The sequence below is a fragment of the Acidiphilium multivorum AIU301 genome, assembly GCF_000202835.1.
Lineage (GTDB): Bacteria > Pseudomonadota > Alphaproteobacteria > Acetobacterales > Acetobacteraceae > Acidiphilium > Acidiphilium multivorum.
Genome location: NC_015186.1, coordinates 3500674 through 3514502, shown reverse-complemented (window position 1 = coordinate 3514502; position 13829 = coordinate 3500674). Strand labels below are relative to the sequence as shown.

General features: G+C 66.7%; 10 protein-coding genes and 1 other RNA gene. 3 read left to right on the top strand and 8 right to left on the bottom strand.

Annotated elements, in window-relative coordinates:
• Positions 1-94 precede the first annotated feature (94 nt).
• Together ACMV_RS16045 and ACMV_RS16040 are read right to left on the bottom strand one after the other, a co-directional pair.
• The gene (locus tag ACMV_RS16045; RefSeq protein WP_013641092.1) at positions 95-3304 is read right to left on the bottom strand and encodes a bifunctional diguanylate cyclase/phosphodiesterase; all 3210 of its coding nucleotides are present in this window, start codon (positions 3302-3304) and stop codon (positions 95-97) included.
• A gap of 212 nt (positions 3305-3516) precedes the next feature.
• Entirely contained in the window at positions 3517-4458 is a 942-nt protein-coding gene (locus ACMV_RS16040) for an AEC family transporter (RefSeq protein WP_013641091.1), read from the bottom strand.
• A 64-nt stretch (positions 4459-4522) separates the two neighbouring features.
• Here ACMV_RS16040 and ACMV_RS16035 point away from each other — a divergent pair, with 64 nt between their 5' ends.
• Positions 4523-5422, top strand: a complete 900-nt coding sequence (locus ACMV_RS16035) for a LysR family transcriptional regulator (RefSeq protein WP_007424119.1) — start codon at positions 4523-4525, stop codon at positions 5420-5422.
• 525 nt (positions 5423-5947) lie between these two features.
• On the opposite strand, the gene gyrB is transcribed toward ACMV_RS16035, so the two are convergent.
• The 6 genes from gyrB to ACMV_RS16010 form a co-directional block, all read right to left on the bottom strand.
• Positions 5948-8386: a DNA topoisomerase (ATP-hydrolyzing) subunit B gene (gene gyrB, locus ACMV_RS16030; protein WP_012040386.1), complete on the bottom strand. Its 2439-nt coding sequence runs from the start codon at positions 8384-8386 to the stop codon at positions 5948-5950.
• Positions 8387-8493: 107 nt separating this feature from the next.
• Positions 8494-8885: RNase P RNA component class A (gene rnpB / locus ACMV_RS19400), an RNA gene on the bottom strand.
• 32 nt (positions 8886-8917) lie between these two features.
• A complete protein-coding gene (locus tag ACMV_RS16025) occupies positions 8918-9580 on the bottom strand; it encodes an N-acetylmuramoyl-L-alanine amidase (protein WP_007424117.1) in 663 nt (220 codons plus the stop codon).
• Positions 9577-10347 carry a TerB family tellurite resistance protein gene (locus ACMV_RS16020; protein ID WP_013641090.1) on the bottom strand — a complete coding sequence of 257 codons (771 nt, stop codon included), beginning with the start codon at positions 10345-10347 and terminating at the stop codon, positions 9577-9579. Before ACMV_RS16020 ends, ACMV_RS16025 begins: the two co-directional genes overlap by 4 nt.
• Positions 10348-10399: 52 nt before the next feature.
• Positions 10400-11095, bottom strand: coding sequence for a transcriptional repressor LexA (gene lexA, locus ACMV_RS16015; RefSeq protein ID WP_007424091.1), 696 nt, complete (start codon positions 11093-11095; stop codon positions 10400-10402).
• 149 nt (positions 11096-11244) lie between these two features.
• A complete protein-coding gene (locus ACMV_RS16010) occupies positions 11245-12327 on the bottom strand; it encodes an NADH:flavin oxidoreductase/NADH oxidase (protein ID WP_012040384.1) in 1083 nt (360 codons plus the stop codon).
• A gap of 63 nt (positions 12328-12390) precedes the next feature.
• Between ACMV_RS16010 and pdxY the strand changes: the two genes are divergently transcribed.
• Together pdxY and ACMV_RS16000 are read left to right on the top strand one after the other, a co-directional pair.
• Positions 12391-13287, top strand: a complete 897-nt coding sequence (gene pdxY, locus ACMV_RS16005) for a pyridoxal kinase (protein WP_013641089.1) — start codon at positions 12391-12393, stop codon at positions 13285-13287.
• Between the two features lie 102 nt (positions 13288-13389).
• Entirely contained in the window at positions 13390-13827 is a 438-nt protein-coding gene (locus ACMV_RS16000) for a CBS domain-containing protein (RefSeq protein ID WP_012040382.1), read from the top strand.
• The last annotated feature ends 2 nt before the right edge of the window (positions 13828-13829 follow it).

The window sequence follows — 13829 nt, the reverse complement described above, 5'->3', positions numbered from 1 at the left end:
GTGACCGGCAGAGACATTGGTCCATCAAGGGGCCGGCTTGTGCGCCGCGGGGGCGCCTCACCGCCGTTCCGCCCTGGCCCGCGAAATCAAGGCCTCAATACAATGCGACATATGACGGCGCTGCCGGCCTGCTTTCGGCAGGCAGACGAAACCCTGCGATCCATCCCGGTATTTCCTCCGCCCGCATCGGACGAGCGATGCCGTACCCCTGGCCGAACTCGGCGCCAAAGCGACGAGCCATGTCGATGAGTGCGGACGTTTCCAACCCTTCGACCGTCACCGGAATATCCAGCCGCCGCGCAAGTTCCACCAGCGCCTCGACCAGTTTCATGGAACGATGGTCATTCTCGGATATGCCCCGGACCAGGCCCTGATCGATCTTCACCATGTCAAAAGGAAGGTTCCGAAGCCGCATCAAACTGCCGTAACCCGCTCCCAGATCATCCAGCGCCAATTGCACTCCGGCACGATGGAGGGCTTCGATCGCCCGGAGGCCCGCATCGCCACCGCCGATTTCCTGGTCTTCCAGCAGTTCGAGCGTCAGATCTTTCGGATCGAAATCGTGCGTCTCAAGCGCCGCCCGGATCCATCCCGAACAATCGGGATTGCGGAGAGACGTCGGCGGCAGGTTCACCGAAAGATCGACCACGATGCCGAGGCTGCGATACTCTCGAACCGCCTTCATCGCCATATGCATGCCCTCGATGAAAAGCCTGTCGAGATCCTGCTGGCTCAGGATCGGCAGGAACTGGCCCGGGCTGATCAACTGCCCTCCCGGAAGTTCCAGCCGTGCCAAGGCCTCGACCTTGACCACCCGCCCCGTTCGCAGGTCGACGATCGGCTGCATGAACATCTGCAAGCCCCCGTCGAACAGACGGCTCCGCCACCTCTGGCGGTCGGCGGCAGGGAGGAGCGCCAGCGACTCATCGCGCGCCTGCTCAATGCCGCGTGCGGCGATCAGGCCGAGCGCCTCCAGGGAGTCGCGCAATACCGGCGCAGAGAACTGATTGGCTATCCGGCCGTAAAGAACCAGAATGGCACGCACGCGACCGCCGGTCTCCGTGATCGGCAGCGCCGCGGCGCTTTGAATTCCCGCCTCGGCGAGGGGCCTGTCATTTGCGTCAGTGTCACGAGCGCCAAGGAACTCCTCCGCCGCGCCATGGACCGGCTCTCCCGAAAGCCAGGCCTCGGCAATGGGATGCCCATCGAGTTCCTTGAGGCTGCGCCCGTCCAGACGCAGCCGCGGTTGCCGTTTCATGGTTGCACGATGAGCCGCGCTTTCCGCTTCGATAACGAGCAGGCCGTCGACACCTTCGGTGTATATGGCGCTGAAGGCGACGAAGGGCCAGGTTTCCATCGCGCCGATGATCGAGTCGCAGACATCGACGCCGCGCGTCTGCCCGCGCGTTTCCAAGGCCAGTGCGCCGAGTGTCCTGTGAATTTCATGGCGCAACCGCGCCGCGGCATCCTGCTGGGTCTCCATGTCGAATTCGCAACGTTGCAGGATGATATCCAGATATATCTGGCGCTGGCTGACGCGCCCCGGAATCTGCTGGCTCAGTACCGCAATGCGCTGGTAGAGGCCGCTGGTCGCACTCGTCAGCGCACTGATATCGATCCCCAGCGCGACATGCATGCGGCCGACCCGCAACGCCTCGTCCCGATGGCGCTCGCGCGTCAATTCCGGATCGAGCAACATTGCGACATGGCGCCGGAGTCCATTTTCGAGCCTTCTGGCACGTTCTGTGCCGAGCGACTGGATGATGGGGACATTCCGCGCGTCCGCCGCGAAATCGTCGAATACTCCGGCGGCCAAATCGGGGATCAGATGATTGAGAAAGCGCCATCCCCATCCGAGCATGGCATGGTATTCCGGCGAATAGGGGTCGAGATCCCGGCGCCTGATACCGTATTGGCGTTGAATTTGGCCGAAAATGGACACCTCGGCCCGGCCGAGCAACGCCGCCGCCGATCCCGTATCGGCCGGGTAAAGGGCGCTTCCGAGAGAGAGTTTCAGGGTCTCCGCAACCCCTGCCGATATGTCGAACGGCGTTTCGACAACCGCCAGCGCCGCATCGATCCGCGCATGTATCTCGCGCTCCAGGATGCCGACATGAACGAATGCGAAGGAATCCGCGCCGACACGGGCCAGAAGCCGAGCATCCGGCAGCGCCCTGAGGCGTTCGGCAAGGGCGCGCAGAATCCTGTCGCCCGCCTTCCGGCCGTGCCTGGCATTGATTTCCGTGAAGCCCTCGATATCAATCACGATGACAGCCAGTTGGCGGCCGGAGCCGAGGGCATCGCAGAGCCCGGGGATCCGTTCCTCGAACATCGCGCGCGTGCTCAGACCCGTGGCCTCGTCCGTCGTTCGGACCCGCTCGATTGCCTCGGCGGCCCGCTGCTCGCGGCGGCGGCCTCGATCGACAAGCAGCACCAGAAGCGCCATAACCCCGACAAAGAGCGCCTCGACGGCCCAGCGGAGACGACCTGTCCGGACCCAATCGTCGAAGACGACATTTCGGGGCCAGCCCGCGGCAATTTCCAGCGGCAGGCCCGGCACCGGCACGATGCCGGCTCGACCGCGGACGAGAGGTCTGCCGCCTGCCTTCCCGGCAACGCCCGTGTCCCGCTTGTTAAATTCGCTGAAATCGAGCCGGCCGGATCGCCAGGTGGCAAGCTCCCTGTGGTTTCTCAAATCGATCACGGAGAGCGCAAGCGGTGTGCGCAAGCGGTTCGGAAAGGCGAAAAGCCGATCGAGCCTGTAGGGTGTGCCAACGAAATACCGCGTTCGCCCGTCTGGACCCGATGCGCGATACCGCATCGTTATGGCGTAACTATGCACACGGGAGGCAAAGCGCGGCCGCCCCAGCAGATATCCGGCATGGGCTGGCAGGGGTGTGAACCCCGATGCCATCGTGATCGGTCGCTTCGGTTGCCTGATCGTCGACCAGATGATGCGGTTACCGTCCGGCGACTGCACGTTGAACGCATAAAGGCTCGGATGCAGTGCCATGAAGCGGAAAAGAGCGTGCATCGTTCGCGGCGATGGAGATATCGTCCCGTCCGGCTGCGGGGCAAGAAGGCTGATCGCGATGAATTCCAGTTCGGTAAACTGGTTGAACAGGCGCCGCGCGATCGTGCCTGCATATTCCGTCGCGACCGTCTTTGCCTGCGCCCGGATGCCGTTCGCAACATCCTCGAATTCGAACCGCTCGAATGCGCCACAGATCAGAACGACGAGTGCGACAGCAATCCAGAGAAAGCCAACCGCGCCCCTCGACCAGGCGGCCTTGTTAGTACGCATGCATCACAAACTTCCCGATATCGGGGTTATTCTGATCGAAAAATATTAATGCGTAGTATAGGCAGGTATGCTGCCTTTTCCGGTCCCTGGTTCGGCGGCGGCGGGGATTGGTACCCGCCGAAAGGCCTGGCACCGCCGGTCATGAAATCTGCCGTTGATGTCCGCCGTCGCCCGGACCGTTCACGGTCTGGCGGCACGGGCGGCCTGCCGCCTCAATGCGTGACGTAGAGGTAGCCCGAGACGCTGAGCAGCGAGAGCACCGTGGAAGCGAGAATGACCTTCGATGTCATTCCCGCCTCCCGCCGATAGTACTCGGCCAGCATGAAAGGCCCGGTGCCGGTCGGCAATGCCGCCAGAAGGACTGCCGTATGCGAGAGAGCGGCCGGCAGTTCGAATACGAAACTGGCCAATACCCAGGTCAGCGCCGGCTGGAGGACAAGCTTGAATCCGACGAGCAGGCAGGCGGGCGCCGCATCTGGCTTCGTATCCCGCTGCTCCGCAAGGAAAAGGCCAAGCGCCACCAAAGCGCACGGTGACGCCGCGCCACCCAGCAGTTTCAGGAACGTCTCGGCGGCGGATGGAATCGCAAGCCCGGCGATCGGCACGACGGCACCTGCCATTGGTGCGACCAGAAGAGGATTCCGCCCGAGCGACCGCACGACTTTCAGGACCATGCGGGCCGGGCGCTGCTCCGTTTGCAGGCCGATTTCGATCAGCACGATCGCGGCTCCGAACAGGACGCAGACGGTGATCATCGTCGCGACCAGGGTCGGCCCGAGCGCATTGCGGCCGATGGCGACCGCCACCAGCGGAAACCCGATGAAGCCGACATTCGCATAGCCCGCATTGAGTCCGTCGATCACCGCATCGGCCAGATGCAATGGCCGCTTCAGGCTCACCAGGATCGTCAACGCGAAGACGGCAAGGCATCCGAGTGCGAACACGGCGATAAAGCCCGGCTGCCAGATCTCCGACAAACGGGCATGCGCGACGATATCGAACAGTAGCGCCGGCAATGCGAGATACACGACGAAGCGGTTGAGTTCGGTCGTCGCATTCGAACCAAGCACGGCGAGGCGCCGCGCCAGCCAGCCGACGAAGATCAAGGCAAAGACGGGGATGACGATGATGAGGGTCGACAGCATGGCGGGCATGTAGACTCATCGATTGATACTGTCTAATACCGATTAACGTCCCGATTGATGCTTATTCGGTATCATGCCCGATATCCGCCAGCTGCGTTACTTCATCGCACTCGCCGAGACGCTCCATTTCGGGCGCGCAGCGGAGCGGTTGAACCTTACCCAACCGCCGCTCAGCAGGCAGATCATGGCCCTTGAGAAGGATCTTGGGGTGCGGCTCGTCGATCGGCATTCCCGCCATGTGCGCCTGACGCAAGCGGGCCTTCGTTTTGTTGCCGAGGCGCGCGAGATCGTGACCCTCTTCGATCGGGCGTGTCGCAACGCACGCCGCGCGGCTTCCGGCGAAATAGGCGAACTCTCCCTCGGCTTCATGATGCATGCCGCCCAAACCATCGTTCCGAAACTGGCCCGCCGGGTCATGACCGACCTGCCGGGCGTGGAATTACGTTTGCGGGAGGTGATGCCGAACATATTGGTCAGCGATCTGATGGCGGGGCAACTCGACCTCGGCGTCATGTTTCCGCCGCCGCCGGTGCGCGGGCTCGAAGTCCGGCCGGTTTATCGGGAGCGGCTTTGCGTCGTCCTTCAGGCCGGGCATGAACTGGCGGCGCGGAGCCTGATCTGCCGCGACGATCTGGTAAACCTGCCGCTGATCCTCACGCCCGCCGAAACCGCGCCCGCCTTGCGCAACGTGATTGAAGAGTATTGCCACGCGGGGGGATTCAGACCGACGATCCGGGTAGAGACCCAGTTGCAGACGACAATCGTCAGCCTCGCGGCCGAAGGGATCGGCGCCGGCCTCGTGCCGGTTTCGGTGAGCAGACTGGCCCCTTCGGGCGTGCAGTTCTGTGAATTGGAGGAGGCGCCGACGATTGATCACGTCCTTGCCTGGTGTGCGGCCAACATGAATCCGAGCCTGAAACTGTTCCTGGCGATGACTTTCCCCGAATCAGGTGATCCGGCCATCCATCGTTGAGAGGCTACAATCGCCCCTGCCGGCACAAAGGCGGATGTCGAGGCATCTTCCGACCGGTTCGAATGCCGTGCGTTGTGGCCTGGATGTCCCGTCATGCCGGCAGAACGATTGCCGAACTGAAGGCGCGGCCGCGACCCGGTGCCCTGGCCTATTGTTCGCCGGGCGCCACTGCGGAATAATGTTTCGCGGCCTGTGTATCACCGAACACGGCGCCATACACGACAGCCGCGATAAAACTCGTGGAAATCACGAGCACGATGGCGATCCCGAATAACTGTCCCCGCGACAGACGCTGCATGATGGGCTGAATTATAACGTCAGTCCTTTCCGATCAGACAGTCCCCGGGCAATCACATCTTGATCATCCACGACATGCTGGCCGACAGCACCGTCGAACGGGCTTCGCCCGCCCGAAATTCCATTCCGCCAAGCAGCCACTAGCGCAAATGCGCCAATGCATGTCACGGAATGCATTCCGGATACCATCAGCACTCCCGGCAGCGGACCGGACCGCTCCAGCCGCGGTCACACGTCGAGATTGGCGACCTTGAGCGCATTGCCGACGATGAATTCCCGGCGCGGTTCGACGACATCGCCCATCAGGGTCGAGAAGATCTGGTCGCTGTCCTCGGCGTCGCCAATCCGCACCTGCAGCAGGCGGCGGGTCGTGGGATCGAGCGTGGTCTGCCAGAGCTGGTCGGGATTCATCTCGCCCAGCCCCTTGAACCGCTGGATCGACAATCCCTTGCGCCCGATGCCGAACAGGGTTTCGATCAGGCTGGACGGGCCGCGGACCGGCTGCGCCGCGGTTCCGTGCGCCAGTTGCGGCGCGGTCGCGAAGCGCGCCTCGAGGCGGCCGGACCGCTCGGCGAGCCAGCGCGCATCGGATGAGCGCAGCATCGCGAGATCGATCGTGTGCCGCTCGGCAACGCCGCGCACGGTCCGCGCCATGGTGACACCCTGGGCATCCACCGCGACCATCCAGCCGCGTTCGTTCGGCAGCGAAATCGCATCGAGCCGCGCCGCGAGCACGGGCGCCAGATCGCCGGCGGCCTCGGGCGTCGCCCCGAGCAGTCCGGCGATGGCGGCCTGTTCGACATAGGCCACCGGAATATCCCGCGCGAGATCGGCGATCCGCCGCGCCGCCTCGCGCATGAACGGCAGTTCGGCCGCGAGGTCCACACCCTCGATCGCCACCTCGGCCAGCGCGCGCTCGAAGAGGTAGGCCTCCATCGCGTCGTCGTCCTTCAGGTAGCGCTCCTCGTTCCCGCGCTTGACGCGATAGAGCGGCGGCTGCGCGATATAGAGGTGCCCGCGCTCGATCAGCTCGCGCATCTGGCGGAAGAAGAAGGTGAGCAGCAGCGTGCGGATATGCGAGCCGTCGACGTCCGCGTCGGTCATGATGACGATGCGGTGATAGCGAAGCTTCGAGATGTCGAACCCGCCCTGCTCCGGCTCGGCCGGGCCGATGCCGGTGCCGAGGGCGGTGATCAGGGTGCCGATTTCCGCGGAACCCAGCATCCGGTCGAACCGCGCCCGCTCGACATTGAGGATCTTGCCCTTCAGCGGCAGGATCGCCTGGGTCTTGCGGTCGCGCCCCTGCTTGGCCGAGCCGCCCGCCGAGTCACCCTCGACGATGAAGATTTCCGACTTCGCCGGGTCGCGTTCCTGGCAGTCGGCCAGCTTGCCGGGCAGGGTCGAGATGTCGAGCACGCCCTTGCGGCGGGTGAGTTCGCGGGCCTTGCGCGCGGCCTCGCGGGCGGAGGCGGCGTCCATCACCTTCTGGGCGATCAGCCTGCCTTCCTTCGGGTGCGTCTCGAACCAGTGTTCCAGCGCATCCGCCACCGCCGCCTGCACCAGCGGCTGCACCTCGGAGGAGACGAGCTTGTCCTTGGTCTGCGACGAGAATTTCGGGTCCGGCACCTTCACCGAAAGCACCGCCGTCAGCCCCTCGCGCATGTCCTCGCCGGAGAGCGAGAGGCTGTCCTTCTTGCCGAGGCTCTCCGCGTATTTGGAAACCACGCGCGTCAGCGCCGAGCGGAAGCCGGCGAGGTGGGTGCCGCCGTCGCGCTGGACGATGTTGTTGGTGAAGCAGAGCATCGTCTCGTGATAGGTGTCGTTCCAGGCGAGCGCGAACTCGACCTTGATGCCGCCCGGCGCATCGTCCTTGAACGCGGTAACCGGGGGCGAGAACAGCTGTGTCTTCGCGCGGTCGAGCCAGGAGACGAATTCGACGAGGCCGCCCTCGTACCGGAAATGCGCCTCCTGAACGGCGCTGTGCCGCTCGTCGCGCAGGTTGATCGTCAGGCCGGAATTGAGGAAGGCAAGCTCCCGCAACCGCCGCTCGTAGATCGCGAAATCGAACTCGGTGCGGGTGAAGGTCGCGGCCGAGGGCCTGAACGTGACCGAGGTGCCGGTGCCGTGCTCCGACGCGCCGACCACCGCGAGCGGCGCCACCGTGTCGCCGTTCTCGAAGCGGATGAGGTGCTCCTTGCCGTCCCGCCAGATGCGCACCTCCATCCATTCCGACAGCGCGTTCACCACCGCAGCGCCGACGCCGTGCAGCCCGCCGGACACCTTGTAGGAATTCTGGTTGAACTTGCCGCCGGCGTGCAACCGCGTCAGCACCACCTCGGCCGCCGAAATCCCCTCTTCGGGATGAATGTCGGTCGGGATGCCGCGGCCATTGTCGGTCACCGTCATCGAGCCGTCGCCGTTGAGCACGACATCGACCCGGTCGGCAAAGCCGGCCTGCGCCTCGTCCACCGCGTTGTCGATGATCTCGAAGCCCATGTGGTGCAGGCCGGATCCGTCATCGGTGTCGCCGATATACATGCCGGGCCGCTTGCGCACCGCATCGAGGCCGCGCAGCACGCTGATCGAGGCGGCGTCATAGACGCCGTCGGGCGCGGCGGCCGGGTCTTCGGAAGCGGGTACGGCGGTCGAATCGGCGGTGCTGGTCATGCCGGTCAAGCACTCCATTGGGCGGGAAATCTGACCTCACTCATAGCAGAGCCGGCCCCGATTGCCTAATCGCGCGCGGGCATGGCCGGGCGGCGCGCGGGGGCAAAAATGCCAGACGGTCTGTAAGCCGGGTTCTGTCCACACCCTCGCGGATGCTGGACGGCCATTCATCTGGGACACGCATCGCTGCGTGCCTCGCGCGACCAACCCGGGCGACGAGGCGGAATCCCTCCGCGGCCATGATCGCTCATGCCGCCGGTCGCCCCTATTCGGTCTTGCTCCCGGTGGGGTTTTCCCTGCCGCCCCCGTTGCCGGCGGCGCGGTGCGCTCTTACCGCACCTTTTCACCCTTGCCGGCAGGCCGAGGCGTACCGGCGGTATGTTTTCTGTGGCACTTTCCCTGGGGTCGCCCCCGCCGGCCGTTAGCCGGCACCGTCATTCCATGGAGCCCGGACTTTCCTCCGCGCCGCGAGCGGCACGGCGGCCGTCCAACCGTCTGGCCCGCGCTTCTTGGGCGATCGCCAGCGCCCGGTCAATGGGCGCCGAACAGGGCGCGGATCGCCGCGGCGCGGGCGCGCGTGCCGGCATCCGCCACACCATCGACCCGTTCGGGCCGGAACCGCCGCTGGAACGCGGCCACGACCGCGGCGCGGTCGAGCGCCACGTCATAGCCGATCGCGGCGAGATCGGCGGCGAGATCGTCGCCCGCGGCACCCGCCGCCGCCGACCACAGGCCGATCCCCGCGGCGGCGAGTTGCGGCCAGGGAAACAGCTCGCCAGGGTCCTGCTTGCGGTCCGGCGCGATGTCCGAATGGCCGACCACGTTCCGCGGCGGGATCGGATGGCGGCCGAGAATGCCAAGGCAAAGCTCGATGACCGCCGCGACCTGTTGCGGCGGGAACGGGACATAACCCCATTCATGGCCGGGATTGACGATCTCGATGCCGATCGACCGGTCGTTCAGCCCGCGCGCGCCGCGCCAGAAGCTGATCCCGGCATGCCAGGCGCGGTCCCGCTCGGGGACCAGCGCGTGAAGGCCGCCCGCCTCGTCGACGACATAGTGCGCCGAAACCTTCGCCGCCGGGTCGCAGAGCCGTTCGATCGCGGCAGCCGCGCTGCGCATGCCGGTATAGTGGAGCACCAGGTGATCGACCGGCATTCCCGCCGGCCGCGCGTCCCGGTTGGGCGAGATCACGCGCCGCGCTCGCGCTTGATGGTGTCCCAGGCGGCGTTGATCCGGGCGACGCGTTCGGTCGCGCGGGCGATGAACTCCGCCGGCACGCCGCGCGCGGCAAGCTGGTCCGGATGGTTCTCGCGCATCAGGGCCTTCCAGTGGGCGCGGATCGCCTCGGTGCTGGACGTGCGGGCGATGCCCAGCACCTGATACGGATCCTCACCGAGATTGCCGCCCGAAGGGTTCGCCGCCCGGGCGCGGGCCGCCTCGCCCAGGCCGAACAGCGCGCCGATCCGCGCCAGCATGTCGGCTTCGCGCGCGTTCACCGGCCCGTCCGCCCGGGCGATGGCGAACAGCGCGCCGAGCACCTGCTCGAGGGCAAGGCGGTTGTCGGCGAAGCTCTCGCCGAGCTGGCGCGCATAGGGCTCGAAGCCGGACGCATCCTCGCGCGCCTGGTCGAACAGGTGCCCGATCGTCGGGATCGCCGCATCCTCGATGCGGAACTGCCGCTTGAACGCGTCGATCTCGGCGCGGACCACCGGCCCGTCGCATTTCGCGAGCTTGGCGGCGAGAACGGTGGCGCCGATGGCGAACACCTGTTCGCGCCGGCCGAGCAGGGCGGCAAAGCGGGCGGAGTCGAGCGGCAGGGCGCGGCCGAGCCGGGCGCCGAGCGAGCCGAGGTCACCGGTATCGGCGGCATGGCCCAGCGCGGCGCCGGCCACGGCGCCGAACGGCCCGCCGACGGCGAACCCCGCGACGCCGCCGATGATCTTCCCCCACACGCTCATGCGCGCAATATCGGCCCGGTTGGCCGGCGGGTCAAAGGGGGGTGGGGCCGGCTCAGTAGCGTCGGAACAGCGCGACCAGCCGCCCTTGGACCTTCACCCGCTCGGCCGGGAAGATGCGGATCTCGTAGCGCGGGTTGGCCGGCTCCAGCGCCGTCGAGTTGCCGCGCCGGCGCAGCCGCTTGAGCGTCACCTCGACATCGTCGATCAGCGCCACGACGATCTGCCCCGTCTCGGCGGTCTCGCCCCGGCGGATGATGGCGGTGTCGCCATCGAGGATCCCGGCATCAACCATCGAATCGCCGGCCACCTCGAGCGCGTAGTGCTCGCCCGGACCCACGAGCGAGGCGGGAATCTCGATTTCGGCCTGGTGCTCGCGCAGCGCCTCGATCGGCTGGCCGGCGGCGATCCGCCCGTAGAGCGGCAGGGTGATGGCCGCCGCCGGATCGGCCGCGCGCGCGCCCTGCAGGCGGGCGGTGAAATCGCCCCGGATCACATTGGGCGCGAAGCCCGTATCCGGCCGGTCCGCCGCGGCATCCGAGGGCAGGCGCAGCACTTCCAGCGCCCGCGCGCGGTGTTTGTGCCGGCGCAGGAACCCGCGTTCCTCCAGCGCGCCGATCAGCCGGTGAATGCCCGATTTCGACTTGAGGTCGAGCGCCTCCTTCATCTCCTCGAAACTCGGGGAGCAGCCCGTCCGGCGCAGATGCTGATCGATATAGACCAGCAGTTCGTGTTGCTTGCGGGTGAGCATCGGGCATTCTCCGGCTTCTTGCCCCGAATGCGCCGCAATGGCCGGGGCCGACAGGACGCTTTTGGGAACAAAACGCTAACATCTGTTCTTAAAGGGCCGATTCGCGCCGCGTCAAGACCTTCGTGACGCTGGCGCGACCCGGCCGAAGGTCAGACGAGAGCCCGCTGATATTGCGGCACGAGATCAACCGGCAGGCCGAAATGCTGCGCCGCGCGGATCGGCCATGCCGGGTCGGCCAGCAGGGCACGGGCGAGGAAGACGAGATCCGCCCGCTCGTTGGCGACGATCTCGGCCGCAAGCTCGGGCTCGCGGATCATGCCGACCGCGCCGGTCGCGATCCCGGCCTCGCGGCGGATGCGCTCGGCGAACGGCACCTGGTAGCCGGGGTGGATCGAGGGAATCCTCTGCTGCGGCGAAATTCCGCCGGTCGAACTGTCGATCAGGTCGACATCGCCGCGGGCGGCAAGCCAGCGGCACAGCGTCACCGCCTGGTCGGCGTCGAATCCGCCCTCGATCCAGTCGGTGCAGGACAGGCGCACGAAGAAGGGCAGGTCGTCCGGCCATTCCGCCCGCATCGCGTCGATCGCCTCCATCACGATCCGCGCGCGGTTGGCGAGATCGCCGCCATAGGCGTCGGTGCGATGGTTGCTGACCGGCGAGAGGAACTGGTGCAGCAGATAGCCATGCGCCGCGTGAAGCTCGACGATGCGGAACCCGGCGCGGCGGGCGCGGGCCGTGGTCGCGGCGAAATCGCCCACGATGGCGGCGATCTCGCCGGCGGTGAGTTCGTGCGGAGCGGGGCGATCAGGCGCGAAGGGCAGCGGACTCGGCGCCACCGGCAGCCAGCCATCCGCCGCATCGGGCGCCACGAACCCGTCGCCCTTCCAGGGCTGGGTCTGGCTTGCCTTGCGGCCGGCATGGGCGATCTGGATCGCCGGCACCGCGCCGCCATATTCGATCAGCGCGACGAGGCGCTTCATGAAAGCCTCGTGCCCGTCATTCCAAAGGCCGAGGCAATGGGCGGTGATCCGCGCCGCGGGCGAGACATGCGTCGCCTCGGTGAAGACGATGCCGGCGCCGCCCATCGCCTTGGCGCCGAGATTCTGGATGTGCCAGTCCTGCCCGAGGCCGTCGATCGCGCTGTACTGGCACATCGGCGAGACAACGATGCGGTTGCGCGCCTCGACGCTGCGGAAGCTGACCGGCTGAAAAAGCTTGGGAATGCGCGCCACGGCAAGACCTTTCGACAATGAATGAAGACGTTTGCCCGGTGAGATGGCGCAGGGAAGGCGGGCATGCAACCGCCGGCCCTTGCCAGGCCGCGCGCCCTGCCGCCAAACCGGGCCATGGCGATTCTCTCGATCCAGTCACAGGTGCTCAACGGCGCGGTTGGCAATGCCGGCGCGGCCTTCATCCTGGCGCGGCATGGCCACGAGGTCTGGCCGCTGCCGACGGTCCTGCTGTCGCATCATCCCGGCCATGGCGGCGCCGAGGGTGGCCCGGTGAAGCCGGCGCGGCTTGCCGCCCTGCTGGACGGGCTCGCCGCGCGCGGCGCCTTCGCGCGGTGCGAGGCGGTGCTGTCCGGATATCTCGGCGCCGCGGCCGCGGTTCCCGTGGTGGGCGAGGCCGTCAGCCGGGCGCGGGCGGCGAATCCGGCGGCGCTCTATGTCTGCGATCCGGTCATCGGCGATGACGGGCGCGCCTACGTGCCGCCGCCGCTGATCGCCGCGATCCGCGAAACCCTGGTGCCGCGCGCCGATATCGCGCTGCCGAACGCCTTCGAGCTCGGCATTCTTGCCGGCACCACCCCCACGGACCGGTCCAGCGCCTTCGCCGCCATGGAGGCGCTTGGCACGAGGCTGGTCGTCCTGACCGGTTTCGCCGGCGCGGATACGGCGCCCGGCATGCTCGACATCCTCGCCATCGACCCGGATGGGCGCCGGCAGATCTCCGTACCCCGCCTCGCCGGGCGGTTCTCCGGCGCAGGCGATGCCTTCGCCGCCCTGTTCATGGCCCATTACCTGCCGTCGCGTCGGCTTGACGCGGCCCTGACCGCCGCTGCGGCAGCAACGACGGAACTGCTCCGCATCACCGCCGCCCTCGGAACGGACGAACTCGCCATCGTCGCGGCTCAGGAGGCGTGGGTTGCGGCCGGATGCGCCGCACGGGATGATGAAAATCCGGCGAGATGAACCATTTGTGTTGATCTGGGCGAAACCGCCGACATAGTCTGGTCTGGAATGAGCCTGTCCGCCGCGCCGTCGTGCGGCGAGGGCGTCCTCGGGAGGTTTGCGATGACAACGATGGCTGCGATACTGAAACGGAAACCCACCGCGCTGATCTCGGTGCCGCCTGAGGCGCGTATCCGCGAGGTGGTCGTCGTGCTGGCGGAGAAGCGCATCGGCGCTGTGGTCGTGCAGTCGCCGAACAGCGACCTGCTCGGGATTCTCTCGGAGCGCGACGTGGTCAGAAGCCTGGCGGCGAACGGCGCCGCGACGCTGGAGATGGAGGCGAGCCAGCTGATGACCCGCGCCCCCACCACGGCGACGCCGTCGACCACGGTTTTCGAGGCGGAAAACCTGATGACCGACGGGCGTTTCCGCCATCTGCCCATCGTCGACGGGGGCAAGCTGGTCGGTGTCGTCAGTATCGGCGACGTGGTGAAGTCGCTGATCGAGACGCAGACGCACGAAGTGCGCAGCCTGCGGGAATACGTCAACGGCAGCGCCTGACC

What these genes read in the sequence shown, in the direction of transcription:
- ACMV_RS16000 (WP_012040382.1), top strand. Translation starts at nt 13,390, where the DNA reads ATGACAACGATGGCTGCGATACTGAAACGGAAACCCACCGCGCTGATC.
- ACMV_RS16045 (WP_013641092.1), bottom strand. Translation starts at nt 3,304, where the DNA reads ATGCGTACTAACAAGGCCGCCTGGTCGAGGGGCGCGGTTGGCTTTCTC.
- ACMV_RS16040 (WP_013641091.1), bottom strand. Translation starts at nt 4,458, where the DNA reads ATGCCCGCCATGCTGTCGACCCTCATCATCGTCATCCCCGTCTTTGCC.
- gyrB (WP_012040386.1), bottom strand. Translation starts at nt 8,386, where the DNA reads ATGACCAGCACCGCCGATTCGACCGCCGTACCCGCTTCCGAAGACCCG.
- pdxY (WP_013641089.1), top strand. Translation starts at nt 12,391, where the DNA reads ATGCAACCGCCGGCCCTTGCCAGGCCGCGCGCCCTGCCGCCAAACCGG.
- ACMV_RS16035 (WP_007424119.1), top strand. Translation starts at nt 4,523, where the DNA reads ATGCCCGATATCCGCCAGCTGCGTTACTTCATCGCACTCGCCGAGACG.
- ACMV_RS16020 (WP_013641090.1), bottom strand. Translation starts at nt 10,347, where the DNA reads ATGAGCGTGTGGGGGAAGATCATCGGCGGCGTCGCGGGGTTCGCCGTC.
- lexA (WP_007424091.1), bottom strand. Translation starts at nt 11,095, where the DNA reads ATGCTCACCCGCAAGCAACACGAACTGCTGGTCTATATCGATCAGCAT.